This is a genomic window from Desertihabitans brevis, assembly GCF_003327535.1.
Classification (GTDB): Bacteria; Actinomycetota; Actinomycetes; order Propionibacteriales; family Propionibacteriaceae; genus Desertihabitans; species Desertihabitans brevis.
On record NZ_QOUI01000005.1, the window covers coordinates 122,348 to 146,815 of the forward strand.

At 74.5% G+C, this 24,468-nt stretch carries 17 protein-coding genes; 12 read left to right on the forward strand and 5 right to left on the reverse strand.

Annotated features, from left to right (window positions below; all coding sequences use genetic code 11):
* Positions 1-27 precede the first annotated feature (27 nt).
* Entirely contained in the window at positions 28-1,389 is a 1,362-nt protein-coding gene (locus DT076_RS19180) for a DUF418 domain-containing protein (protein ID WP_147264113.1), read from the forward strand.
* Between the two features lie 896 nt (positions 1,390-2,285).
* On the opposite strand, the gene DT076_RS09410 is transcribed toward DT076_RS19180, so the two are convergent.
* On the reverse strand, positions 2,286-5,072 hold the full coding sequence (locus tag DT076_RS09410; RefSeq protein WP_114126426.1) for a beta-glucosidase family protein: 2,787 nt from the start codon (positions 5,070-5,072) through the stop codon (positions 2,286-2,288).
* 113 nt (positions 5,073-5,185) lie between these two features.
* Here DT076_RS09410 and DT076_RS09415 point away from each other — a divergent pair, with 113 nt between their 5' ends.
* From DT076_RS09415 to DT076_RS09425, 3 genes are read left to right on the forward strand one after another with little or no spacing between them, the layout of a single operon-like run.
* On the forward strand, positions 5,186-6,835 hold the full coding sequence (locus DT076_RS09415) for an extracellular solute-binding protein (RefSeq protein WP_114126427.1): 1,650 nt from the start codon (positions 5,186-5,188) through the stop codon (positions 6,833-6,835).
* Positions 6,832-7,824: an ABC transporter permease gene (locus DT076_RS09420; protein WP_233493826.1), complete on the forward strand. Its 993-nt coding sequence runs from the start codon at positions 6,832-6,834 to the stop codon at positions 7,822-7,824. Before DT076_RS09415 ends, DT076_RS09420 begins: the two co-directional genes overlap by 4 nt.
* Positions 7,821-8,843 carry a carbohydrate ABC transporter permease gene (locus DT076_RS09425; RefSeq protein WP_114126428.1) on the forward strand — a complete coding sequence of 341 codons (1,023 nt, stop codon included), beginning with the start codon at positions 7,821-7,823 and terminating at the stop codon, positions 8,841-8,843. The genes DT076_RS09420 and DT076_RS09425 overlap by 4 nt, the downstream gene beginning before the upstream one ends.
* Here the strand turns inward: DT076_RS09425 and DT076_RS09430 are convergent.
* The gene (locus DT076_RS09430; RefSeq protein WP_114126429.1) at positions 8,833-9,816 is read right to left on the reverse strand and encodes a LacI family DNA-binding transcriptional regulator; all 984 of its coding nucleotides are present in this window, start codon (positions 9,814-9,816) and stop codon (positions 8,833-8,835) included. The genes DT076_RS09425 and DT076_RS09430 overlap by 11 nt on opposite strands.
* 82 nt (positions 9,817-9,898) lie before the next feature.
* Between DT076_RS09430 and DT076_RS09435 the strand changes: the two genes are divergently transcribed.
* The 4 genes from DT076_RS09435 to menD all read left to right on the forward strand — a co-directional run bounded on the left by DT076_RS09435 (position 9,899) and on the right by menD (position 17,066).
* Complete coding sequence (locus tag DT076_RS09435; protein ID WP_158548099.1) at positions 9,899-11,959, forward strand: beta-galactosidase; 2,061 nt, start codon at positions 9,899-9,901, stop codon at positions 11,957-11,959.
* A complete protein-coding gene (gene yicI, locus DT076_RS09440) occupies positions 11,956-14,232 on the forward strand; it encodes an alpha-xylosidase (RefSeq protein ID WP_114126431.1) in 2,277 nt (758 codons plus the stop codon). Before DT076_RS09435 ends, yicI begins: the two co-directional genes overlap by 4 nt.
* A gap of 243 nt (positions 14,233-14,475) precedes the next feature.
* Positions 14,476-15,432, forward strand: coding sequence for an o-succinylbenzoate synthase (locus DT076_RS09445; RefSeq protein ID WP_456073039.1), 957 nt, complete (start codon positions 14,476-14,478; stop codon positions 15,430-15,432).
* Entirely contained in the window at positions 15,429-17,066 is a 1,638-nt protein-coding gene (gene menD, locus DT076_RS09450) for a 2-succinyl-5-enolpyruvyl-6-hydroxy-3-cyclohexene-1-carboxylic-acid synthase (protein ID WP_114126432.1), read from the forward strand. Before DT076_RS09445 ends, menD begins: the two co-directional genes overlap by 4 nt.
* A gap of 22 nt (positions 17,067-17,088) precedes the next feature.
* On the opposite strand, the gene DT076_RS09455 is transcribed toward menD, so the two are convergent.
* Complete coding sequence (locus tag DT076_RS09455) at positions 17,089-17,478, reverse strand: winged helix-turn-helix transcriptional regulator (RefSeq protein WP_199539087.1); 390 nt, start codon at positions 17,476-17,478, stop codon at positions 17,089-17,091.
* Positions 17,479-17,549: 71 nt separating this feature from the next.
* Between DT076_RS09455 and DT076_RS09460 the strand changes: the two genes are divergently transcribed.
* Together DT076_RS09460 and DT076_RS09465 are read left to right on the forward strand one after the other, a co-directional pair.
* Positions 17,550-18,560 (forward strand): zinc-binding alcohol dehydrogenase family protein, encoded by a 1,011-nt coding sequence (locus DT076_RS09460; RefSeq protein WP_114126433.1) that lies wholly within the window; start codon positions 17,550-17,552, stop codon positions 18,558-18,560.
* A gap of 154 nt (positions 18,561-18,714) precedes the next feature.
* Entirely contained in the window at positions 18,715-19,173 is a 459-nt protein-coding gene (locus DT076_RS09465) for a DUF4383 domain-containing protein (protein ID WP_114126434.1), read from the forward strand.
* Between the two features lie 90 nt (positions 19,174-19,263).
* Here DT076_RS09465 and DT076_RS09470 read toward each other — a convergent pair whose 3' ends face one another.
* Complete coding sequence (locus DT076_RS09470; RefSeq protein WP_114126435.1) at positions 19,264-20,994, reverse strand: TM0106 family RecB-like putative nuclease; 1,731 nt, start codon at positions 20,992-20,994, stop codon at positions 19,264-19,266.
* Between the two features lie 24 nt (positions 20,995-21,018).
* The gene (locus DT076_RS09475; protein ID WP_267896814.1) at positions 21,019-21,717 is read right to left on the reverse strand and encodes a demethylmenaquinone methyltransferase; all 699 of its coding nucleotides are present in this window, start codon (positions 21,715-21,717) and stop codon (positions 21,019-21,021) included.
* A 97-nt stretch (positions 21,718-21,814) separates the two neighbouring features.
* On the opposite strand from DT076_RS09475, the gene DT076_RS09480 reads away from it, so the two are divergent.
* Together DT076_RS09480 and DT076_RS09485 are read left to right on the forward strand one after the other, a co-directional pair.
* Positions 21,815-22,477, forward strand: coding sequence for an ABC transporter ATP-binding protein (locus tag DT076_RS09480; RefSeq protein ID WP_114126437.1), 663 nt, complete (start codon positions 21,815-21,817; stop codon positions 22,475-22,477).
* Positions 22,474-24,324, forward strand: a complete 1,851-nt coding sequence (locus DT076_RS09485; RefSeq protein ID WP_114126438.1) for a DUF6297 family protein — start codon at positions 22,474-22,476, stop codon at positions 24,322-24,324. Before DT076_RS09480 ends, DT076_RS09485 begins: the two co-directional genes overlap by 4 nt.
* Positions 24,325-24,468 lie beyond the last annotated feature (144 nt).

Consider the following 24,468-nt stretch of genomic DNA (forward strand, 5'->3'; position numbering starts at 1 on the left):
TTGGGGCCGGGACGGCACAGTGGGCCCATGACGACGTCGGGTCCGGCTGCCCCGGACCGCCCCGAGCCGCGGTCCCGGCTGGTCGGCGTCGACCTCGCGCGCGGGCTGGCCGTGCTCGGGATGTTCGTCGCGCACGCCGCCCCGACCGGGGACGTGCAGCTGTGGGAGGCGCTGGTCCGCGACGTCGCCGCCGAACGCTCCCGACTGCTCTTCGCCGTCACCGCCGGCCTCGGTCTGGGCCTGCTCACCCAGGCCCGCTGCCGGCCCACGTCCCGACGAGCTGGAGGCGCTGAGGAGGGGTCGGGGGTCGGGCACGGGTCGGTCGCGCTTCGACAGGCTCAGCGCGCTTCGGTGACGTCCCCCGACCCGCGCGAGGCCGCAGCTGCCAAGCAGAGCCGACCACAACGCCCTGAGCCTGTCGAAGGGCGAGCTCATCGCACGGATGCCGACTCCGAGGCGCTTCGACCGGCTCAGCGCGCTGGGGCTGGGTCCGCCGACAGCGCAGGGGGAGCGACGGGTCGGGCCGTGCCCGGGCGGGCCGCGTTGCGGTTGGAGATCGCGATCCGGGCGTTGTGCCTGCTGGTGCTCGGGGCGCTGCTGACCACGCTGGACACGCCGGTGCGGATCATCCTCGACGAGTACGGGGTGGCCTTCCTCGTCGTGCTGCCGCTGGTGTTCCTGCCGGCGCGGGTGCTGCTGGGGCTCGGGGTGGGCGGCGTCCTGCTGCTGCCCGGGGTGGCGGCCGCGCTGGCGCAGGTGCGGGCGGTGCGGGCGCAGCAGGTCGAGCCGTGGGGGATCGTCGTCGAGTGGTTCGTCACCGGCGCCTACCCGGTGCTGATCTGGGCGCCGACGCTGCTGCTCGGGGTGGCGCTGGTCCGGCTCGGTCTGGGACGGCGTCGGGCGACCCTGGTCGGCCTGGCGGTCGCGGCGGCCGTGGCCGCGGTGGCGCTGCCGCTCGGGGCGCAGCTCGTGCCGCCGCGGCAAGTGGCGATCGGCATCGCCACCGGCGGCGTGGAGCGGTTCGCGGTGGCGACCTCGCTGACGGTGGCCGGCAACGTCGCCGCGATGCTCGCCGTGGCGCTGGCCCTGATCGCCCTCACGACGTGGCTGCCCGCGTCCCCGCGCCGGCTGCTGGTCCGGCTGGGCGCACCGCTGGCCGCGGTCGGGTCGATGCCGCTGACGGTCTACGTCGCCCAGGTGCTGGTGCTCTGGCTGCTCACCCGAGGTCTCGGCGTCCCGCTGGGCGAGGACCACTGGGTGGTGGTTGGCGCGCTGACGGTCGGTTCGCTGCTGCTGGCCTGGCTCTGGCGCCGCCTGGCCGGACGCGGCCCGCTGGAGCAGCTGCTCGGCTTCATCAGCCGACCGCCGGCGCGGCGCACTTCCCGCTGAGACCCTCCCGCGGGTTGGTGGCGCTCAGCCCCTCGCCTGCGGCTGAGGCCGCGAGGGCGCCGAGTGGTGGTGCTCAGGCGTTGACGTGTGGCTCCCGCCCAGCCGCGCGCCGAGGGGTGGTGCTCGGGCGGGAAGGAAGATCGCGCGTGAGGCCTGCTGTGAGTGGGCGGTGCTCAGCCTCAGACGCGCGTCGAGTGCCGATGAGTGGCGCGAGTGGGCGGTGCTCAGCCCGCCCGTCTGGTGCTGAGGGGTGCTGCGAGCGGGCGGCGCTCGAGACGGTGAGCGATCGTCTGACGCTGATGGGCGCACCGAGCGGGCATCGCTCGGCTCCAGGGCAATGCGTCCAGTGCCGACGAGTGCCGCGAGTGGGCGGTGCTCAGCCCGTGGCCCGTCTGGTGCTGAGGGGTGCTGCGAGCGGGCGGTGCTCGGACCCTGAGCGGCGTCTGGCGCTGATGGTTGCTCCCAGTGGGCGCTGCTCGGCCTCAGGCATGCGTCCAGTGCCGACGAGTGCCTCGAGTGGGCGGTGTTCAGCCCGCGGCCCGTCTGGTGCTGAGGGGTGCTGCGAGCGGGCGGTGCTCGGACCCTGAGCGGCGTCTGGCGCTGATGGGTGCTCCCAGTGGGCGCTGCTCAGGCTCAGACGTGCGTCCAGTGCCGATCAGTGCCTCGAGTGGGCGGTGCTCAGGCGGGCGAGGACTCCGGTCCTGGCCGAGCCGATCCCGGAGCCTCCCGCCTCGGGGACGACAGGTACCGCTCCACGGCGCCCAGCGACGTCCGAGCCCGAGCGCCCCCGCGATCAGGATCCGACCGGCACACACCTCCGTCGCCCCGCACACCTGCTGCAGCATGGGTGCGGGGTGACGAAGGGGTGTGAGGCCAGCGCCGGCGGGAGTGAGAGGTCAGCGGGCCCCGCCCACCGCGCTGATCTCGACCAGCTCGACCGGACCCGACAGCGCCACCTCCAGCTCGGCCGGCTGCCCGACCTGCCCGGGCCGGGGGAGCACCACCTCGGGCAGCCCGTCGCCCTCCGCCCCGACCGACACCTCCGAACCGCCGACCCAGGCGGCGGCGACCTCGACCCGGCCCGGTCCGCGTCGGCGCAGCACCAGCCGCACCGCGTCCAGGCCGTCGACGTCCACCGGGCCGTAGCCGGCCCGACCCCCTCCGGCGACCGGACGCAGCACCGACCCGCTCAGCACCTCCCGCGGCGCCAGCTCCAGCCCCTCGCACCACGACCAGCACTCGGCGCGCACCGGACGCCGGGCCGGGCGGTGGCACGGCGCCTCGTCCCCCGCGAGCTCCACCGTCGCCCGGCTGCGGACGTCGGCGGCCGAGGCGCCCACCTCGAAGCGGTGCTCCCCGCCGGGCAGCCAGAACCGGTCGGCGGTGACGTCCCACAGCGTGAGCCGCTCCCGCGGCACCCGTAGCGTGACCGTCCGCTCCTCGCCGGGGGCGAGCTCGACCCGGGTGTGCGCGACCAGCCGGCGCGGGCCCTCTCGTCCCGGCACCTCGACCCGGTGGTACACCTGCACCAGCTCCGGGGCCGTCCGGGCGCCGTGGTTGACCAGGGCCACCTCCAGCGCCACCTCGTCGCCCACCACCGAGGCGGTCACGGTCCCGTAGCGGACGTCGCCGAAGTGCAGCCCGTGCCCCAGCGCGAACCGGGGTGCGTGCGGCGACCACCACGACGTCTGCCGGGCGCTCTCGAGGTCGTAGTCGGTGATCCCCCCGCAGTCCGACGGCCGCAGCGGCCACGGCTGCGGCAGCCGCCCGCTGGGCTCCACCGCCCCGGTGAGCACGTCCACCACGCCGTGGCCGAGCTCCTGCCCGCCGTGGCTGGTCCACACCAGCGGCAGCGCGGCGAGGTCGTCGTCGAGCACGTAGGGGTAGCTCGACACCACCACGACGACCGCCCGCGGCTGGACGGCCGCCACCGAGCGGACCAGCTCGGCCTGCGCCGGCGGCAGCTCGAGTGAGGGCCGGTCCGCGGTCTCGCGGCCGTTGAGGTGCGGGTCGTTGCCGACCACCACCACGGCGACATCGCTCTCCCGGGCGAGCCGGACCGCCTCGGCCGTCCCGGAGGCGACCGTCGTCACCTCGAACCGGGCCGCCTGCCCGATCCGCGCCGCGCCGGCCTCGATGACGCCGTCGGGCCGCGACCACAGCCAGCGCCGGGTGCCCAGGTGCAGCAGCGACCACGACCCGTCGGCGTGCACCTGCGTGGCGAAGCTCTCCTGCACCTCCCAGCCGCCCACCCGGGTGGCGTGGACGTCCACGGTGCGCCCGTCGCGGCTGCCCATCAGCCCGCGTCCGGAGTCCAGCGTCAGCAGCCCGTCGCCCCAGTCCTGCAGGGCCCAGGCGGTGGCCGCCGAGCGCTCCCCGGCCCGCACCCGGGCGTGCTCGTCGACGCCGAGCCACCCCGGCGTGCCCTGGACGCGCAGCACCACCCGGTCCAGGCCGTCGGCGGTGCGGGTCGGACCCCGCTCGGCGAAGGCGTCGGCCACCGACACCGCGTAGGGCGGGGTGCCGCTGTACCAGTCGGTGAGCACCCGGTCGGCGAGCGGGCCGACCACGGCGACGGAGGCGTCGGGCGGCAGCGGGAGGACGCGGTCGGGGGTGGCGTTCTCGCCCTCCGACCGGCTCAGGACGGTGGGGTTGGTCAGGACGACCACGGACCGTCCGGCGACCTCGCGGGCGAGCGCGCGGTGCTCGGGGAGGTCGATCTGGTCGGGCCCGATCGAGGCGTAGGGGTCGGTGGACGGGTCGAGCTCGCCGGTGCGCTCGCGCAGGGTGAGCAGCCGGCCGACGGCGGCGTCGACGTCCGCGACCGTGATGACGCCGCGCTCCAGCGCCTCGGTGAGGTGCCGCCGGGTGGGGCCGGGGTCGGCGGCGTCCTGGGTGAAGGAGTCGACGCCGGCCCGCAGCACCAGGCCGTAGGCCCCGGCCGGGTCGAGCCCGGGCAGCTGCACCGAGGCCACGTTGCCCGGCGCGTAGGCGTCGGAGACCACCGCCAGCAGCCCGTCCGCCGCCTCCCGGACGGCCTCGATCGCCTCGGCGTCCAGGTGCGCCGGACGCCCGTTGACGAGGTTGTAGGACGGCATCACCGCCCCGACCACCCCGGCGCGGGCCGGGCCGAGGAAGGCCGGCAGCTCGTACTCGTGCAGCACCCGCGGCGGCACCTGCACCGACAGCACGTCGCGGTGGTCCTCGACGTTGTAGGCGCTGAGGTGCTTCAGGGTCGGCACGCACCGCCACACCCGCTCGTCGTCGCCGCGCAACCCGCGGGCGTAGCCGGTGGCCAGCTCGGCGGTCAGGTGCGGGTCCTCGCTGAGCCCCTCCTCGTTGCGGCCCCAGCCGGGGTGGCGCAGCGGGTTGACCACGGGCGCCCAGGCGTTGAGACCGACCGCCGGGTCCTTGGCGTGGTGCGCGCGCAGCTCGGTGCCGACGACGGCGCCGACCCGCTCCAGCAGGTCGGCGTCCCAGCTGGCCCCGAGCCCGACCGCCTGGGGGAAGACGGTCGCCTCGCCGATCCAGGCCACCCCGTGCAGGGCCTCCTGCCCGGTGTGGAAGTCCGCCAGCCCGTGCTCGGGCAGTGCGGGCTGGTGCTGGTGCAGCATCGCGACCTTCTGCTCGGTGCTGAGCGACCCCAGCAGCTCGCGGACGCGTGGGGACCAGTCCTGGGGCATGGGGCTCCTCCTCGAGCAGGGGCTTGCGTTCGGTTCGGCGGGCGGCCTACAGTCCACCATCGAAGCGCTTCGACGACAAGATGGGTCGTCGGCATCTCTCACAAGGAAGTGACATGAGCACGCACCGTCCCGCACCCGCCCGCATCGTCCTCAACCGGCGCACGCTCTTCGGTGCCGCCGGTGTCGGCCTCAGCGCACTCGCCGTGCCCGGCCTCAGCGCCTGCGGAGGCGGCACCGCCGCCCCGACCGAGCAGGTCGCCGTCAGCACCGAGGTGCTGCCCCGCCACATCCCGATCACCATCGCCGAGCCCGACATCCCGGGCGTCAACGGCTCGGTGCCCGGCTACACCAGCCTCCCCACCGAGCTCGTCCGCTCGGTGACCACGCCGCCCGGCGACGGCCGCACCATCCGGGCGATGACGCCGCTGTGGGGCACCATCCCCCCGGCCGACGGCAACCAGTACTACGAGGCCGTCAACGAGATGATCGGCAACACCATCGAGTTCCAGATCACCGACGGCAACGTCTACGCCGACAAGCTCGCCACCGTGCTGGCCTCGCCGCGCGACGTCCCGGACTGGGTGCAGATCCCGCAGTGGAACTTCCCCAGCCGCTTCGGCTCGGAGATCGTGGGCAACGTCTTCGCCGACCTCACCCCCTACCTCGCCGGCGACGCGGTCAGCAAGTACCCGAACCTGGCCAACATCCCGACCGACGCGTGGCGCTCCTGCGTCTTCAACGGCAAGCTCTACGGCATCCCCTACCCGGACACCCCGATCCGCGACGCGCTGTACTACCGCGACGACCTGCTGGCCGAGCGGGGCATCGACCCCCAGGTCGGTTCGGCGGAGGAGCTGCTGGCGCTGGCCAAGGAGATCAACGACCCGGGGGCGAACCGGTGGGCCGCGGAGGACCTGTGGTCGGCCATCGCCATCGCCTTCGGCGTCCCGCCGAAGTGGAAGGTCGTCGACGGCAGGCTGGTGCACCGGGTCGAGACCGAGGAGTACCGCGCCGCCCTCGACTTCAACCGCCAGATGTTCGAGGCCGGGGTCGTCCACCCGGACGCGGTCGCCGCCCAGGAGAGCGAGGCCAAGGCCCGCTTCCAGTCCGGCCGCTCGCTGCTGCTCGCCGACGGCGTCGGCGGCTGGCACGAGGCCCTGCGCGACAACCTGGCCAACAACCCCGACTACTCGCAGAAGGCGTTCGCCCCGTTCGCCGGCCAGGGTGGTCAGCCGATCCTGTGGCGGGGCCCCGGCGCGAGCATGTTCTCCTTCGTCAAGCAGACCGACGACACCTCGATGATCGAGCAGATCCTCGCCTCGGCCAACGTCCTCGCCGCCCCGTTCGGCACCGAGGAGTTCTCGGTGATCAACAACGGTGTCGAGGGCGTGCACTACACCCCGGGCCCGGGCGGCGTCCCGCAGCCCACCGAGCTGGCCGCCGTCGAGCTGCAGCCGACCTACATCTTCCTGGCCGACCCGCCGGTGGTGGAGGCCAAGGTGCAGTACCCGGGCTTCGTCGAGGAGTACTGCAGCTGGATGGCCGACGCCGCGCAGTACCTGCAGGAGCCGCCGCTGTACGGCGTCCAGATCACCGAGCCGCCGCAGTACGCCTCGCTCGCCCAGCCCTTCGAGGACCTCGAGGCCGACATCCCGCGCGGGCGCAAGAGCCTGGACGACCTGGACGCCGCGGTCGAGAACTGGCGGAGCTCCGGCGGTGAGGAGCTGCGGGCGTTCTACCAAGGTCTGCTGGACCAGCAGTGAGCGCGCCCACCACGACCTCCGGCCAGCGGGCGGACGCGTCCGGGGCCCCGGAGGAGACGTCGGCGGCCCCGGCCCCGCGCCGCCGGACGCTCGCCACCCGCTGGCGGCGCGACCGCGCACTGGTGCTGATGACGCTGCCGGCGATCGCCCTGCTCGCCGTCTTCGCCTACCTGCCGATGCTGGGCAACATCGCGGCGTTCCAGTACTACTCGCCGTACTCGGGCTTCTTCAACAGCCCGTTCGTCGGGCTGGACAACTTCGCCCGGGTGTTCACCAACCCCGCCTTCCTCAACGCGGTGCTGAACACGCTGACGATCACGGCGTTCCAGCTGGTGTTCTTCTTCCCCATCCCGATCGCGCTGGCGCTGCTGCTCAACAGCGTGATCTCCCCGCGGGTGCGGGTGTTCATCCAGTCGGTGGTCTACCTGCCGCACTTCTTCAGCTGGGTGCTGGTGGTGACGATCTTCCAGCAGATCCTCGGCGGGGCCGGGCTGATCTCGCAGACCCTGCGGGAGAACGGCTACAGCGGCTTCGACCTGATGACCAACCCCGACACCTTCCTGCTGCTCATCACGCTGCAGGCGGTCTGGAAGGACGCCGGCTGGGGGATCATCATCTTCCTCGCCGCGCTCAGCACGGTCGACCCGGCGCTGCACGAGGCCGCGGCCTCCGACGGCGCCGGCCGCTGGCGCCGGATGTGGCACATCACCCTGCCGGCGCTGCGCCCGGTGGTGATCCTGCTGCTCATCCTGCGGCTGGGTGACTCGCTGACGGTGGGCTTCGAGCAGCTCATCCTGCAGCGCGACGCCGTCGGTGCGGAGGTCTCGGAGGTGGTCGACACCTTCGTCTACTACCAGGGCGTGGTCTACGGCGACTGGAGCTTCGCCGCCGCCGCCGGCCTGGCGAAGGGGCTGGTCAGCCTGGTCCTGGTGCTCGGCGCCAACAAGCTCGCCCACGTGTTCGGAGAGGCAGGGGTGTACCAGCGATGAGCGCCCAGATCGGAGACCAGACCGCCCCCGCCGCGGTCACCGCGACCGCCCGCCGCACCGGCGTCGGGCCCGGGGCGCCGCAGCGCCACGACGACCTGCACCCCTCGCGCCGACGCCGGCGCCGCGCCAACGGGCGTCCGGTGTGGGAGGAGGACCCGCACCCGGTCGGCCTCGGCCTCAAGGGCGTCGTGCTGGCGCTGGTGGTGCTCGTCGTCGCGTTCCCGCTCTACACCGTGGTGGTGACGAGCTTCTCGACCCAGGCCGAGACGCTGCGCGCCGGCGGCCTGGTCGTCATCCCCGGCGAGCTGACCCTGGAGGCGTACCGGCAGATCCTCTCCGGCGGCGTCGTCACCCGGGCCGCGGTCGTCAGCGTCGGGATCACCGTGGTCGGCACCGCGCTGTCGATGCTGGTGTCGGTGCTGGCCGCCTACGGGCTGTCGCGACCGGGCTCGCTGCTGCACACCCCGCTGCTGTTCGTCTTCCTCATCACGATGTTCTTCTCCGCCGGGCTGATCCCCAGCTACCTGCTGGTCAGCGGGCTGGGGCTGATCGACAGCTACTGGGCGCTGATCCTGCCGACGGCGGTGTCGGCGTTCAACATCCTCATCCTGCGCAACTTCTTCATGGGGATCGACAACGCCATCCTCGACGCCGCCCGCATCGACGGTGCGGGGGAGTGGCGCATCCTGCTGCGGATCGTGATGCCGCTCTCGGGGGCCGTGCTGGCCGTCGTCGCGTTGTTCTACGGGGTGGGCTACTTCAACGCCTTCTTCAACGCGGTGCTCTACATCAACGACAACGCCAAGTGGCCGCTGCAGCTGGTGCTGCGCTCCTACGTGCTGCAGGGCGCCTCGTTGCCCGGTGGGGCCGACCCCGGCCAGGCCGCCAGCGGCGCGGTCGCCGGCATGCCGATCAAGATGGCCGTCGTCGTGCTGGCCACCGTGCCGATCCTGCTGGTCTACCCCTTCGTCCAGCGCCACTTCACCAAGGGCGTCATCTTCGGCGCCATCAAGGGGTGACGCGGTGACGGGCCAGGGTCGGCGGGAGGAGCCGGACCTCGGGGCCGCGGCCGTCCTCCAGCCGGTCGACCACCATGTCGACTGCGAGCTCGCCGATCCTGGCCGCGGGGATCTCGATCCAGTCGCAGTCCACCGGCAGCGCCGCCACGACGTCGGCCGGACCGACCGCGAGCAGGGCGCGGTCGTCGTGCCCGCCCTCGCGCAGCGCCTCGATGACGCCGGGCAGCGCACCCTCGTTGTGCACCACCACGGCGTCGAGGTCGGGGTGGCGCTCCAGCAGCTCGGCCACGGCGGTGATCCCGCCGCGGCGGGTGCCCTCGGCGGCGGTCTCCAGCGGCTCCAGCCCGGCCTCGGCCAGGGCGTCGGCGTAGCCGTGCAGCAGCCGGTCGGCGAAGGAGGTGTGCCGGGCCCGCACCACCGGCGTGGGTCCGACCAGACCGATCCGGCGGCGTCCGGCGGCCAGCAGGTGCTGCACCGCAGTGCGGCCGACGGCGGCGAAGTCGAGGTCGACGCAGCTCAGCGGGCCCGGGTCGCCCGGCAGCCCGATCAGCACCGCCGGCTGCTTCATCGCGCGCAGCTCGGGCAGCCGCGGGTCGTCGGTCTCGATGTCCATCACCACGACGGCGTCCACCATCGAGCCGGCCACCACCCGGTCCAGGCTCGACGGGTCGTCGTTGGTGAGCAGCAGCACGTCCTTGTGGTGGGTGCGGGCCCGGGTGACCACCCCGGCCACGAACTGCAGGATCACGGGCACGTTGACGTCCACCCGCAGCGGGGCGACCAGGGCCAGCACGTCGGTGCGGCTGGAGGCCAGCGCGCGGGCGCCGGCGTGTGGGCGGTAGTCCAGCTCGCGCACCGCACGCTGGATCCGCTCCCGGGTGGCCACGGAGATCGGGCGCTTGCCGCTGAGGGCGTAGGAGACGGTCGAGACCGACACCCCGGCCGCGCGGGCGACGTCCTCGATGGTGGCCACGCCCGCTCCTCTGCTCGCTCCGATCGGCCTGACTGTAGCGCCGGCGGCGGGCTGCGCGGGCGGCGTCCGGGAGCGGTGCGTCGTGGCTGAGCCGACGCTGTGGATCGGTGCGGACTGGAACCCCGAGCAGTGGCCGCGCGACGTCTGGCGCACCGACGTCGAGCTGATGGTGCGGGCGGGGGTGAACCTCGCCACGGTGGGGGTGTTCAGCTGGTCCTCCCTCGAGCCGCGCCCCGACGAGTGGCGCATCGACTGGCTGGTCGACGTCCTCGACCTGCTGCACGAGCACGGGGTGCGGGCCGACCTGGCCACCCCGACCGCCTCCCCGCCGCCGTGGCTGGCCCGGCTCTGGCCGGAGACGTCCGCCGTCACCGCGGAAGGGGTGCGGCTGAGCCCGTTCTCGCGCAACCACTTCTGCCCGACGTCGGCCGTCTACCGCGAGCGCTGCGCCGCGGTGGTGCAGGCGCTGCTCGACCGCTGCGCCGGGCACCCGGCGGTGGCGCTGTGGCACGTCGGCAACGAGTTCGGCCAGACCTGCTTCTGCGACTCCTGCGCGGCGGCGTTCCGGGTCTGGCTGCGGGAGCGCTACGGCGATCTCGACGGGCTCAACCGCGCCTGGGGCACGGCGGTGTGGAGCCAGGGGGTCGGCGACTGGGACGACGTGCTACCGCCGCGGGCCGCGCCGTACCTGCACAACCCCGCACAGCTGCTCGACTTCCGCCGCTTCGCCTCCGACGCCCAGCTCGAGCTGTTCCGCGCCCAGCGCGACCAGATCCGGTCGGTGGACGCGACCACCCCGGTGACCACCAACTTCATGGGCTTCTTCGCGGGGGTGGACTACCGCCGCTGGGCCCGCGAGCTCGACCTCGTCAGCGACGACAGCTACCCCGACCCGTCCCGGGCCGACGCGGTGGTCGACTCGGCGATGAGCTCGGACCTCATGCGCTCCCTCGGCGGGGACCGCGGCTGGATGCTGATGGAGCAGGCCGCCAGCACGGTGAACTTCCGGCCCCACAACGCGGCCAAGTCGCCGGCGCGACTGCGGCGCGAGGTGTTCCAGGCGGTGGCCCGCGGCGCCCGTGGCCTGTGCTGGTTCCAGTGGCACCAGGCCGCCCAGGGCCCGGAGCGGTTCCACTCCGCGCTGCTGCCCGCCGCCGGGACGGACACCCGCCACCACCGGATGGTGGCCGCACTCGGCACCGAGCTGGCCGGCCTGCCGGACCTGGGGGAGGTGCCGCGCGCCGAGGTGGCGCTGCTCTTCGACTGGCCGAGCTGGTGGGCCGGCACCCAGCGCGACCTGCCGAGCGACCGGCTCGACCCGCTGGCGCAGCTGCGCCGCTGGTACCGGGTGTGCTGGCAGCGCGGGGTGCTCACCGACGTCCTCGGCAGCGGCGACGCGCTGGACGGCGTCCGGCTGCTGCTTGCGCCGTCGGCGGTGCTGCTCGACGACGCGACCGTCGCCCGGCTGCGGGCGTGGGTGCGCGACGGCGGCCACCTGTGGTTCGGCCCGTTCGCCTCGGCGGTGGACGAGACGACGCGTCTGCGACAGGGCCCCTTCCCCTCCGGTTTCGCCGACCTGCTCGGCGTCCGTGGCGAGGAGTGGCACCCGCTGCCCGACGACCAGCTCGACCCCGACGCCGACCCGTCCCGCAGTGCGGATCCCGACCGCAGCGCGCTGAGCCTGTCGAAGCGCCGGCAGTCGACCGTGGCGTTGGTGCCGACCGACCTGGGCGCCGGGCTCCCCCGCGGCCGCGCCGACATCTGGGCGGAGTGGCTCGAGGTCGACTCCGCCGACGTGTGGGCCCGGTTCCAGGGCGGACCGGCCGACGGCGGCCCCGCGGTGCTGACGTCGGCCGCCGGCGCGGGCCGGGTGGGCCTGGTCTCCACGGTCCCTGACGCCGCACTGCTGGACGCCGTTCTCGGCCGCGCTCTCGACCTGGCCCGGGTGGCGGTCCCGCCCGCCGTGCCGGACGTCGAGAGGGTCGTCCGCGGGGGGCTGACGTTCCTGATCAACCACGGGCAGGAGGTACGCACCGTGCCGGTCCCCGGCGCGACCACCGACCTGCTCAGCGGCACCCGGTACCGGGACGCCGTCGAGCTGCACGCCGACGAGGTGCGGGTGCTGACGAAGGAGGAAGTGTGAGGTTCACCGACGGGTACTGGCAGCTGCTGCCCGGGGTCAGCGTGCTCCGGCCGCAGGAGGTCGAGAGCCACGAGTTCGACGGCCAGCGGCTGGTGCTCTACGCCCCGACCGCGCGGATCACCAAGCGCGGCGACACCCTCAACCGTCCGGTGGTGACGGTCACCGTGACCTCCCCGGCCGAGGGCGTCCTCGGGGTGCGGATCGAGCACCACCGGGGTCGGCTGCCGCGGTACCCGGCCTTCGAGCTGACCACCGACCCCGACGTGGAGGTGCGCTGCGAGGAGGGTGAGGGCTGGGTGAGCCTCAGCTCCGGTCCGCTGACCGCCCGCTTCGCCACCGACGGCGGCTGGGCCTGCGACTTCCTCGAGGGCGACCGGGTGCTCACCAGCTCCAGCGGGCGCAGCATCGGCCTGGTCACCGACGGCGAGGGCCGGCACTTCGTGCACGAGCAGCTCGGGCTGTCGGTCGGGGAGCAGCTGTTCGGGATGGGGGAGCGGTTCGCCCCGTTCGTCCGCAACGGCCAGTCGGTCGACCTGTGGAACAGCGACGGCGGGACGTCCTCGGACCAGGCCTACAAGAACGTGCCCTTCTACCTCTCCGACCGCGGCTACGGCGTCTTCGTCGACCACCCCGAGCGGGTCAGCTTCGAGGTGGGCACCGAGGTGGTCTCGCGCACCCAGTTCTCGGTGGAGGGTGAGCACCTGCAGTACTACGTCGTCGCCGGACCCACCCCGGCCGACGTCCTCGACCGCTACACCCGTCTCACCGGGCGTCCGGGGGCGGTGCCGGACTGGTCCTACGGGCTGTGGCTGTCGACCTCGTTCACCACCAGCTACGACGAGCAGACCGTCACCTCCTTCGTCGACGGGATGGCCGAGCGGGACCTGCCGCTCAGCGTCTTCCACTTCGACTGCTTCTGGATGCGGCAGTTCCACTGGTGCGACTTCGTCTGGGACCCCGCCACCTTCCCCGACCCGACCGGGATGCTGCAGCGGCTGCGGGACAAGGGGCTGCGGATCTCGGCCTGGATCAACCCCTACATCGCCCAGCGCTCCGCCCTGTTCGAGGAGGGGCGGGAGTTCGGCTACCTGCTGCGCACCACCGACGGCGACGTCTGGCAGTGGGACATGTGGCAGGCGGGGATGGCGCTGGTCGACTTCACCAACCCCGACGCCGTCGAGTGGTACTCCTCCAAGCTCAAGACCCTGCTCGACCAGGGCGTGGACGCCTTCAAGACCGACTTCGGCGAGCGGATCCCCACCGAGGGCGTGCGCTGGCACAACGGCGGCGACCCGGAACGGATGCACAACTGGTACGCCCAGGCCTACAACAAGGCGGTGCACGACCTGCTGGTGCGCGAGCGCGGGGAGACGGAGGCGGTGCTCTTCGCCCGCTCCGCGACCGCCGGCGGGCAGCAGTTCCCGGTGCACTGGGGCGGTGACTGCGAGTCCACCTTCGTCTCGATGGCGGAGTCGCTGCGCGGTGGGCTGTCGCTGGGGCTGTCGGGGTTCGGCTACTGGTCCCACGACATCGGCGGGTTCGAGGGGACGCCCGACCCGGCGGTGTTCAAGCGCTGGGTCGCCTTCGGCCTGCTGTCCTCGCACTCGCGGCTGCACGGGTCCAGCTCCTACCGGGTGCCGTGGGCCTTCGACGAGGAGGCCGTGGACGTCACGCGGCAGTTCACCCGGCTGAAGATGTCGCTGATGCCCTACCTGCGCCGGCTGGGCGCGGAGGCCACCGAGCGCGGGCTGCCGGTGATGCGGGCGATGCTGCTGGAGCACCCCGGGGACCGGACCGCCCGCGGGCTCGACACCCAGTACATGCTGGGCGACAGCCTCCTGGTGGCGCCGGTGCTGGACGCCGCCGGCGACGTCGAGTACTACCTGCCGGCCGGCACCTGGACGCACCTGCTCACCGGTGAGCGCCGGCAGGGCCCGGGCTGGATCGCCGAGCGGCACGGCTTCGACTCGCTGCCGCTCTACGTCCGGGAGGGTGCGGTGCTGCCCCGCGGCGCCCGCACCGACCGCCCCGACTACGACCACGTCGACGGGCTGACGCTGGAGGTCCGCGAGCTGGCCGTGGGCGCGGAGACGACCGTGCGCGTCCCGACCGCCGACGGCGACGCCACCTGGGTGGTGTCCCGGGACACCGACGGCATCCGGGTGGTCGCCACCGGCACCGACAAGCCGTGGCGCGTCGTCCAGATCGGCCCCGCCGGCACGGTGACGGCCGAGGCCCCCGCCGTCGGCGCCACCGAGGCCCGCCTGCCCTGACCCGCCGACCGCGCCCCCGGTAGCCCCTTCACACACCTTCGCGGTGGGGCACACATGCTGCAGTGTGTGTGCGGTGGGGTGAACGTGTGTGAAGGCGGGCGCCCGCCCCGGCCGCCGTCCGGCTCCACACACCCTCGCGGTGCGGCACACATGCTGCAGCGTGTGTGCGGTGGGGTGAAGGTGTGTGAAGGGGGCGGACGTCCGCGGGCGGTGGTTGCGCACGGAGCGGGCTAGGGTCGCCACGTGCAGCGGATCGAGGTGTACGACATCGGGATGCGCACGCGGTTCCGCGGGATCACCCGACGCCAGGGCGTGCTGGTGCGCGGGGACGCCGGATGGGCGGAGTGGAGCCCGTTCCTCGACTACACCGGCGCCGAGCTCGTGCCGTGGTGGCGGGCCTGCCGCGAGGCCGCCGAGGAGGGGTTCCCGCCGCCGGTCCGCGCCGAGGTCGAGGTCAACTGCACCGTGCCGGCCGTGGACGCCGAGCGGGCCCACGCGCTGACGGCCGGGTCCGGCTGCCGCACCGCCAAGGTGAAGGTGGCTGAACCCGGTCAGACCCTGGCCGACGACGAGGCCCGGCTGGAGGCCGTCCGCGACGCCCTCGGCCCCGGTGGTGCGCTGCGGGTCGACGCCAACGGCGCCTGGGACGTCGACACCGCCGAGCGTGCGGTCGGCGTGCTGCGCCGTCTCGACCTGCAGTACGTCGAGCAGCCCTGCGCCACGGTGGAGGAGCTGGCCGAGCTCCGGCGCCGGCTGGCCCGCCGCGGCTGGGACGTCCGGGTCGCGGCTGATGAGTCGATCCGCCGCTCCGGCGACCCGGAGCGGGTGGTGGCCGCCGAGGCCGCCGACGTCGCCGTGCTCAAGGTGCAGCCGCTGGGCGGCGTCCGGGCCTGCCTGGAGCTGGCCGAGCGGCTCGGGCTGCCGGTCGTCGTGTCCAGCGCGTTGGAGACCTCGGTGGGGCTCGCCGCCGGGGTGGCGCTGGCCGCCGCGCTGCCCGAGCTCCCCTTCGCGTGCGGGCTCAACACCGTCCCGCTGCTGCACGAGGACGTCACCAGCGACCCGCTCGTCGCGCACGACGGCGCGATCGCCGTGCGCACCAGCGCACCGGCGCCCGACCTGTTCCCGGCCGTGGTCGCCGACGCCGACACCACCGCCAGCTGGCGGCACCGCTGGGACACCACCCGTGCGGCGGCGGCATGAGCGGCGCGCACCCCGACAGCATCACCGCTGCCACCACGGTGGTCGGCGCACTGGTGGCCGGCGGTATCACCGACGTGGTCGTCTCACCCGGTTCCCGCAGTGCCCCGCTGGCCTACGCGGTCGAGGCCGCCGAGCGCGGTGGGCTGCTGCGGCTGCACGTCCGCATCGACGAGCGCAGCGCCGCCTTCACCGCGCTCGGGATGGCCCGGGCCAGCGGCCGTCCGGTGCCGGTGGTCACCACCTCCGGCACCGCGGTGGCCAACCTGCACCCGGCCGTCCTCGAGGCCTCCCACGCCCACGTCCCGCTGGTGCTGCTCACCGCCGACCGGCCGGCCGCGGTGGTCGGCACCGGGGCCAACCAGACCACCCAGCAGATCGGCATCTTCGGCGAGGCGGTCCGCGCCGGCGCCCGGTTGTCGGTCCGCCCGGTCGAGGCGCTGGCCGGCGCCGTCCGACGGCTGCTGGCCGCGGCCACCGGCGTCCGCACCGGCACCCCCGGCCCGGTCCACCTCAACCTCGAGCTGACCGAGCCGCTGGTGCCCGACCGGCCGCTGGCCCCGATGGACACCCCCGGACCGGCCGGGGAGGTGTCCCGGCCGGCGCACCCGCCGGTCGGGCTCAGCCCGGACGCCGGCACCGTCGTCCTGGTCGGGGACGCCGCCCCCGAGGTCGGCGCGACCGCCCGCGCGCTGGCCGAGACCGCCCGGCTGCCGCTGCTGTCGGAGCCGTCGGGCAACGCCCGGGTGGGGGAGTGCGCCATCGGCACCTACCGGCTGCTGCTCGGCGGACCGCTGGGCGAGCGGATCACCCGGGTCCTCTGCTTCGGCCACCCGACCCTGTCCCGACCGGTCACCCGGCTGCTGGCCCGCGCCGACGTCGAGCTGGTGGCCGTCACCGCCGGCGACCGCTGGCCCGACCCCGGCCACCGGGTCTCCCGCGTCGCCGGTGCCGTCGACCTCGCCGCGGGCGACGAGGGCTGGCTGGCGGAGTGGCAGCAGGCCGACGCCGCCCTGCGCCGTCGCCTCGACGGGCTCGTCCCGGCCGACCCCAGCACCGGCCCCGGGCTGGCGGCGATGGTGGCCGGCAGCCTGCGCGCCTCCGACGTCTGGCTGCTCGGCTCCTCCCAGGCGGTCCGGGACGCCGACCTGGCGCCGGTCTGGACGTCGGCCGGGCCCGTGGTGCACGCCAACCGCGGGCTGGCCGGGATCGACGGCACCGTCTCCACCGCCGTCGGGTTGTCGCTGGGCACCGGCGCCGGGGTGACCGCGCTCGTCGGTGACCTCACCTTCCTGCACGACAGCAACGGGCTGCTGATCGGGCCCGACGAGCCCCGCGCCGACGTCCGGGTGGTCGTCGCCAACGACGTCGGCGGCGCCATCTTCGCCAGCCTCGAGCAGGGACGTCCGGACCTCGGCGGCTCCTTCGAGCGGCTCTTCGGCACCCCCCACCGCGTCGACCTCGCCGCGCTGGCCGCCGCGCACGGCGTGAAGTACCGCCCGATCACCGACGCCGACCAGCTGGCCGAGCTGCTCGAACGCCGGATCACGGGGATCGAGGTCGTCGAGGTCCGCCTGGACCGCAGCCGCCGCCGCGCCCTGGACGCCGGCCTCCGCGCCCTCGTCCGCCCCTCCTGAGCCGGATCCCCGGCGGGACGGCTCAGCCGCGGGCCGGGGTGGCGACCGGCAGCGGACCGGGCGCGTCCTCGGGGTGGCCCGCGTTGGCCTCGACCCAGGAGCGCAGGTGCGCCAGCGGCGCGGCCGCGCTCGCGCCCAGCCCGGTGAGGGCGTACTCGACGCGGGGCGGCACCTCCGCGTAGGCGGTCCGCGTCACCAGGTCGCTGGCCTCGAGCCGCTTGAGGGTCTGCGAGAGCACCTTCGGGCTCACCCCCTCCAGCCGGCGGCGCAGCTCGCCGAACCGGGTCGGGCCCTCCTCGAGCACACCGATGGCGAGCGCGCTCCACTTGTTGGCCAGCAGGTCCAGCAGGTCGCGGCAGGGGCACATCGCGGCGTAGACGTCGTTGCGCCCGCAGGCGTCGGGGGTGGTCACCGCGCCGACGATACCCGATGGGTACCAGGTGCCCTTGACGGTAACTACGGTCCGCGGGACATCGTCGCCCCATGACCACCACGCACACCGCCATCGGCTACCGCGACAACCTCCCAGCCACCGACGAGCGGGCGCTCGTCACCGAGCAGGTCCCCACCCCCGAACCGGGGCCGCACGACCTGCTCGTGCGGGTCGAGGCCGTCTCGGTCAACCCGGTCGACGTCAAGCTGCGCAGCGGGGCGCCGGCCGGAGGCCTGCGGGTGCTCGGCTTCGACGCCGCCGGCACCGTGGTGCGGGTCGGTTCGGAGGTGAGCCTCTTCAGCGAGGGCGACGAGGTGTACTACGCCGGCAGCATCGACCGTCCCGGCACCGACCAGCAGCGGCACGTCGTCGACGAGCGCGTCGTGGGACGCAAGCCGGCCAGCCTCTCCTTCGCCGACGCCGCCTCGCTCCCGCTCACCGCGATCACCGCCTGGGAGGCCCTGTTCGACCGGCTCGGCCTGACCGCCGGCTCCAGCGGGACCCTGCTCGTCGTCGGCGCCACCGGGGGCGTGGGATCGATCCTGCTGCAGCTCGCCGAGGCGCTGCTGCCCGGGGTCCGGGTCATCGCCACCGCCTCCGACGACGAGCGGGCGGCCCGTGTCCGCGGGCTCGGCGCAGAGCACACCGTCAACCACCGCGATGACCTCACCGCCCAGGTGCTCGCCCTCGCCCCGGCGGGGGTGGACTGGCTCTTCACCGCCTACTCCGAGGGTCAGGTCGCCACCTATGCCGAGGTCGTCGCCCCGGGCGGCCACGTGGTCGCCATCGACGACGGGCCGCGGGACGTGTCACCGCTGAAGTCCAGGAGCATCGCCTGGCACTGGGAGCTGATGTTCACCCGGCCGGTGCACCAGACCGCCGACCTGGTCGAGCAGCACCGCCTGCTCACCCGGGTCGCCGAGCTCGTCGACGCCGGACGGGTGCGCGCCACCACCGAGCAGGTGTTCACCCCGATCGACGCGGCGAACCTGCGTGAGGCGCACCGGAGGATCGAGAGCAGCCGGACGACGGGCAAGATCGTCCTGCACGGGTGGCGGTGACCCTGCGGCGGCGCCAGGCCGCCAGCCGGCCCGCCGGCCGGGAGCGCGCCGCCCGGGCCGTCGAGCGGGCCCGCGTCGGGTTGAACCGGGGGCGAGCGGGTAGCCCATCGGTACCGCCGGGACCGTCCCGGTACCGAACACCCGTGGAGGGATCATGTCTGTTCCCACGTCGTCCCGTACCGACCGTGCGGGCCGGACCAACGTCCAGAAGGCCGCCCTGGTGGTCGGCGTAATCTTCCTGCTCATCGGCGTGCTCGGGTTCATCCCGGGCATCACCACCAACTACGACACGATGTCCTTCGCGTCGCACCACTCCGAGGCGATGCTGCTCGGGATCTTCCAGGTCTCGATCCTGCACAACATCGTCCACCTGCTGTTCGGCGTGGCCGGTCTGGTGCTGGCCCGCTCGGTCTCCGGGGCCCGCAGCTACCTGGTCGTGGGCGGGATCATCTACGCGGTGCTGTTCATCTACGGCCTGCTCGTGCCCCAGGACTCCGCGGCCAACTTCGTCCCGCTGAACCTGGCCGACGACATCCTGCACCTGGTGCTGGCGATCGGCATGGTGGGCCTGGGCGTCGCCCTGACCCGCGGGCGGGCCGGCGCCGACGCCTGAGTCCGACCCGCACCGTACCTCGCCCCTCACACCGCCCGGCCAGCGCGGCGTGAGGGGCGGGGTCGCTGCGTGGCGGGGGCGTGCTCGACCTCAGTCGAGCGAGCGCAGCCAGCGGCGCAGCGCGGCGGTGGCCAGCACGTCGTCCTCGTTGTACTGCAGCACCCGCCACCGCGCCTGCGCCCTGATCTCCTCGGTCGGCCCGTGCACCGCCTCGGCGAACCAGCGCTGGGAGTTCAGCCCGCCGGGGTCGTCGTCGCGCCAGGAGAAGCCCGCACCCGCGCTGGCCACCACCTTCAGCCCCAGCCCGTTGACGCCGAACAGGTGGTCACGCACCGTCGCGAACAGGTCGACGAAGGCGTGGACGCCCTCGTCGCGGGCCCAGGCCAGCAGCGCTCCGCCGGGGTCGCCGTCGACGCCGGTGCGCTCGGCCAGCTGCCCGATCCGCACCGTCTCGTAGTCGCTGTAGTGGTAGACCCGCACCGAGCGGGGCCCCTCGACCACGCTCCGCAGCCAACCCAGCGCCTCCGCCGCGAGCGCCACCTCGCCCGCGTCGTCGAGGTCGTGCCAGGACACGAACGGCCGGAACTCGCTCGTGCCGGCGACCGTGTCGTTGACGAGGAACCCCCACAGGTACACCCGGTCGTCGGCGGAGGTCTCGATGTCGAGGTCGATCTCCAGCTCCGCCGCCGCGACGTCCACCGGGCCGGACTCCAGCCGCTCCAGCACCACCCCGTCGCTGATCAGCTGGGCCCGCCGCTGCACCCGACGGAGCCGCTGCTCCGCGCCGTGGCGGTGGGCGACCTCGGGCAGGTAGCGCGGCAGCAGCGCGTCGAGGTCGGCCCGGGCCAGCTCGGTGGTGGTGGCCACGCCGAGGGAGCGGAGCACGCTGATCTCGCGGACGTCCAGCGGCGCCTTGGCGATCCGCACGCTGATGTCCTCGGCGTCCAGCTGCGGCTCGCAGGCCCGCCACCACTGGCACCGGTCGCACTCCGACACCTTGATCGGGTGCACCATCGGGGTGACGCCCGGCTGGTCGAGCTGCTCGGCCCGGCGCGCCACCGAGACGCGGAACTGGTGCTCGTGGTCGTGCCGCTCCAGCGCCGAGCGCAGCCGCCAGCCGCCGGGGGAGGTGCGGGAGAAGGTGCGGAACACCGGCTCGGCCAGCTCGAGCCAGGTGATGCCCACCGGCTCGTCGGTGCCCACCAGCCCGCCGCGCGGCGGGCCGTCGGGGGCCCGGCCGCAGGCCTGCAGCATCCGGTACAGGTGGGCCAGCTGCACCGCGTCCCGCTCGCGGCGGATGGTGCGGAAGCTCTCCTCGGGGTGCACCACCGCGGCGGCCCGCGACGGCGCGTCGATGCCAGAGACGTGCAGCGGGCTGAGCCCGGGCGCCGGCGCGCGCCGCTCCCGCACCCGGTGGCCCTTGACCAGCACCGGGTGGTAGGCGTGCCGGCCGGGGGTGCCCGGGTCGCGCACCAGCACGTCGCACCGTCCGTAGCGGTGACCCTCGACGTCCAGCGGCAGCTGGGCGGCCAGCACCAGGTCGGCCCCCGACGCCATCGCCTCGACGGTGCGCCCGGCCCGCACGGCGGCGGGCTCGGAGGCCACCGGTCGCAGGTCGACCACGCCGGGCAGTGCGGCCAGCAGGTCGTCGACGTCGCGCTGCCACTGCTCCCCGCCGGCGAACAGCTCCCGCAGCGCCTCGTCCGCCGGCGGCGGGGCGGGGACGCCGACCAGCCGCGGGTCGTGCGCGTTCTGCGTCTTCACCGGGCAGCTGGTCGCGGCGTAGGGGCCGAGCACGATGCCGCCGTCGGCCAGCCTCACGCGGTGCCCCTCACGCCCCGCCCCTCACGCGACCCCGCGGTGCAGGGCGACCACGCCGCCGGTGAGGTCGCGCCACTGCACACGGCGCCACCCGGCCCGTCCCATCAGCGCGGCCAGCTCCGGCTGGGCCGGCCAGGCCCGGATCGACTCGGCGAGGTACCCGTACGCCGGCGGGTTGGACGAGACCACCCGGGCGACCCCCGGCAGCGCGGCCAGCAGCACGTCGCGGTACAGCTGTCGCACCCCGGGCAGGGTCGGGGTGGAGAACTCGCAGACCACCACCCGCCCGCCCCGACGGGTGACCCGCCGCAGCTCACGCAGGGCGTCCTCGGTGTGCTCGACGTTGCGCAGCCCGAACGAGATCGTCACCGCGTCGAAGGCACCGTCGGCGAAGGGCAGCGACAGCGCGTCCGCGGCCACGAAGGGCAGGTCGGGCTGGCGGTGCTTGCCCACCCGCAGCATGCCCAGGCTCAGGTCGGCCGGGACGACCGTCGCCCCGGCGTCGGCGAAGGGGCGGCTGGACGTCCCGGTGCCGGCGGCGAGGTCGAGCACCCGCTCACCCGGCAGCGGGTGCACCGCGGCCACCACCGCACGCCGCCAGCGACGGTCCAGACCCAGGCTGAGCACGTCGTTGGTGGTGTCGTAGCGCTCGGCCACCGCGTCGAACATGCGGGCGACGTCGGAGCGGCGTTTGGCCAGCGTGGCTCGAGCGGGGTGCGACACGTGTGGGATTCTGCCACGCGGGTCCGACACCCATCCCGGCTCCGCGGACGCCTCCCGAGCCGGTGCGCGTTCGGCGACGGAAGGCAGAATCGAGGCCATGGCCAGGAAGACCACCGTGCTCAAGGTGTCCGGACTCCGGCGCGCCTACGGGCCCGTGACCATCGTCCGCAACTTCGACCTGGAGGTGCGCGCCGGCGAGGCGGTGGCGCTGACGGGGCGCAACGGCTCGGGCAAGTCGACGGTGCTGCGCTGCCTGGTCGGGGCGGACAAGGCCGACGAGGGCACGGTCGAGGTGAACGGCCACCCGGTGCTGGAGACCTCGGTGCGGTCGCGCCGCGACATCGCCACCGTGATCGACGACCTCGACTTCTTCCCCGACCTGTCGGTGGTCGAGCACCTCGACCTGCTGGCCCGCGCCCACGGCGTCCCCGACGCCGACGCCCTGGTCGACGAGGTGCTGGAGGAGGTGCAGCTGGTGCCGCAGTCCGGGCAGCTGCCCGGCACGCTGTCCTCGGGCCAGCGGCGCCGGCTGGGGCTGGCCACCGCCTTCGTCCGCCCGCGCGACCTGCTGGTGATGGACGAGCCGGAGGCCCGGCTGGACGTCGAGGGCGTGGCCTGGCTGGCCAACCGGCTGCGGGCCGAGCGCGAGCAGGGCCTGGCCATCGTCTTCGCCAGCCACGAGCCCAGCCTGGTCGACACCGTCGCGACCCGGGTGGTCGAGCTGGGCGCCCCGCGGCAGACGGAGGGTGCGCGCGGATGAGCGAGCCCGACCCCACGAGCGACCCCGGACGCGCCGCCGAGCCGACCCGCGCCGGCGAGCCGGACCCGATCCGTCCCGACGGCCCGGGCCGCAGCCTGCCCGCCGCCGTCACCCCGAAGGGGGCGCGCAAGAAGCGGAGGAAGGAGCCCAAGGCCGCGCCGGCCGCCGGGTCCGCGACGCCCGCCGGCGCGGAGTCGTTGAGCGAACGGCCGATGCTGCGCACCGGGCAGCCGCTGCCGCGCCCCGCGCACCCGGTCCGGGTGACCACGGTGACCGCGGAGGAGTGCGAGCCCGCCGACCACCGCGAGCTGCTCGGGCTGATGCGCGACTGGCGCAAGGGCCGGGCCACCAAGAAGCTCGGCGAGGTCATCTCCGACGCCTACGTGGTCGTCTTCGGTGTGCTGCTGGTCGGGGCGATGGCGGTCAACGTGGTGCTGCAGGCCCAGACCACCGTCAGCCAGTGCGCCACCGTGGCCTGCACCTCCGCCCGGCTCTTCCTGCCGTGGGCGACGGTCGCCCTCGTGGCCGGGCTGGCGCTGTCGATGGCCCGGCTGTTCGGCCCCGTGCTCGCCTCGGCGGCGGAGGGGTCGTGGCTGATGTCGGCCCCGGTCGGACGCGGCCGGCTGCTGCGTCCCCGGCTGGTCTCCGCCCTGGTCATCGCCCTGCTCGGCGGCGCGCTGGTCGGCGTCCTGGTCACCCTGCTGTCGGGGACCGCCGGTCGCGAGGTGGCGGCCTGGACCATCGCCACCGGTCTGTCCGCGGCCGCCGTGGTGGCCTGGGCCGCGGCCTGGCAGACGGCCGGACGCTCCGGGCCGGCCCGCTGGAGCGCACGGCTGTTCGCCCTGCTCGGCCTGGCGGTGCTCATGCTGGTGGTGGCGCTGGCCGCCGGGTGGACCACGTTCACCCTGCCCGGGGCCGCCCGGATCGAGATCGCGGCGGCGGTCGCCGCGGGCGCGGTGCTGCTGCTGGTGGTCTGCGCCGCGGTGGCCGGACGCCGGCTCGACCGCATCGAGCGGCTGCGGCTGACCAGCGGCGGCTCCCTGGTCTCGGGTCTGTCCGGTGCGTTCTACGCCCTCGACCTCGGGCTGATCCACGACATCGTGGTGGAGCGGCGCGCCCGCGAGAGGGGCCACGTCCGGGCGATGCGGGGCAGCGGCGAGGCCGTCCGGGCCCTGGTGCTGCGCGAGGTGCAGCGGGCGCTGCGCAGCCCGGCCGCGGTGCCCACGGTGCTGCTCACCGTGGTGGTGCCCTACGCCGCCGACGCGCTCGGCCTGGCCACCGTGGTGCCGTTCCTGGGGGCGCTCGCCGTGTTCGTCAGCCTGATCCCGCTCACCGGCGGCCTGCGGGTGCTGACCCGCAACAGCGGGCTGGCGCGCACGCTGCCCTTCACCAACGGCCAGATCCGTCGGGCCACCGTGGTGGTGCCGGCCGTGGTGGCCCTGCTCTGGGCGATCGCCTCGGCGCCGGCCTTCGTCGGGTTCGGCGAGTCCGCCGGCACCCGTCCGGTGCTGGAGGCGGTGCAGGTGACCCTGCTGACCGCGTTCGCCGGGCTGATGGGGGCGGTCCGCTGGACCACGGCCAAGCCGGTGAACTGGGGTGCCCCGATGGCCTCCACCCCGGCCGGGGCGATCCCGCCCGGGATGATCACCGCCCCGATCCGCGGGATCGACATGGTGCTGCTCATCACCGCCCCGATCCTGCTCAACCTGCCTCTGGTCGTGTCCTTCGTCATCGCCGCGATCGTGGCGGTCGTACTGCTCGGCGGTTTCAGCAGCGAGGGCCTGCAGGCCACCCGTGAGCAGCAGCAGAAGGAGCTGGAGCGCCAGCGCGCCGCCCGCCGCCGCTGACCCCCGCACCCACACCCGCCCCCACCCGCCCCGCCCGCGCCCGGCCCCGCCCGCGCCCGGCCGCGAGTGTGGCGGAATCGTCGTGTCGCGGAGACGGATACCGCCGGGTCGGCCACACTCGTGCCCTGGCGGGGCCGGGGTGGG

What these genes read in the sequence shown, in the direction of transcription:
- DT076_RS19180 (WP_147264113.1), top strand. Translation starts at nt 28, where the DNA reads ATGACGACGTCGGGTCCGGCTGCCCCGGACCGCCCCGAGCCGCGGTCC.
- DT076_RS09410 (WP_114126426.1), bottom strand. Translation starts at nt 5,072, where the DNA reads ATGCCCCAGGACTGGTCCCCACGCGTCCGCGAGCTGCTGGGGTCGCTC.
- DT076_RS09415 (WP_114126427.1), top strand. Translation starts at nt 5,186, where the DNA reads ATGAGCACGCACCGTCCCGCACCCGCCCGCATCGTCCTCAACCGGCGC.
- DT076_RS09425 (WP_114126428.1), top strand. Translation starts at nt 7,821, where the DNA reads ATGAGCGCCCAGATCGGAGACCAGACCGCCCCCGCCGCGGTCACCGCG.
- menD (WP_114126432.1), top strand. Translation starts at nt 15,429, where the DNA reads ATGAGCGGCGCGCACCCCGACAGCATCACCGCTGCCACCACGGTGGTC.
- DT076_RS09460 (WP_114126433.1), top strand. Translation starts at nt 17,550, where the DNA reads ATGACCACCACGCACACCGCCATCGGCTACCGCGACAACCTCCCAGCC.
- DT076_RS09465 (WP_114126434.1), top strand. Translation starts at nt 18,715, where the DNA reads ATGTCTGTTCCCACGTCGTCCCGTACCGACCGTGCGGGCCGGACCAAC.
- DT076_RS09480 (WP_114126437.1), top strand. Translation starts at nt 21,815, where the DNA reads ATGGCCAGGAAGACCACCGTGCTCAAGGTGTCCGGACTCCGGCGCGCC.
- DT076_RS09485 (WP_114126438.1), top strand. Translation starts at nt 22,474, where the DNA reads ATGAGCGAGCCCGACCCCACGAGCGACCCCGGACGCGCCGCCGAGCCG.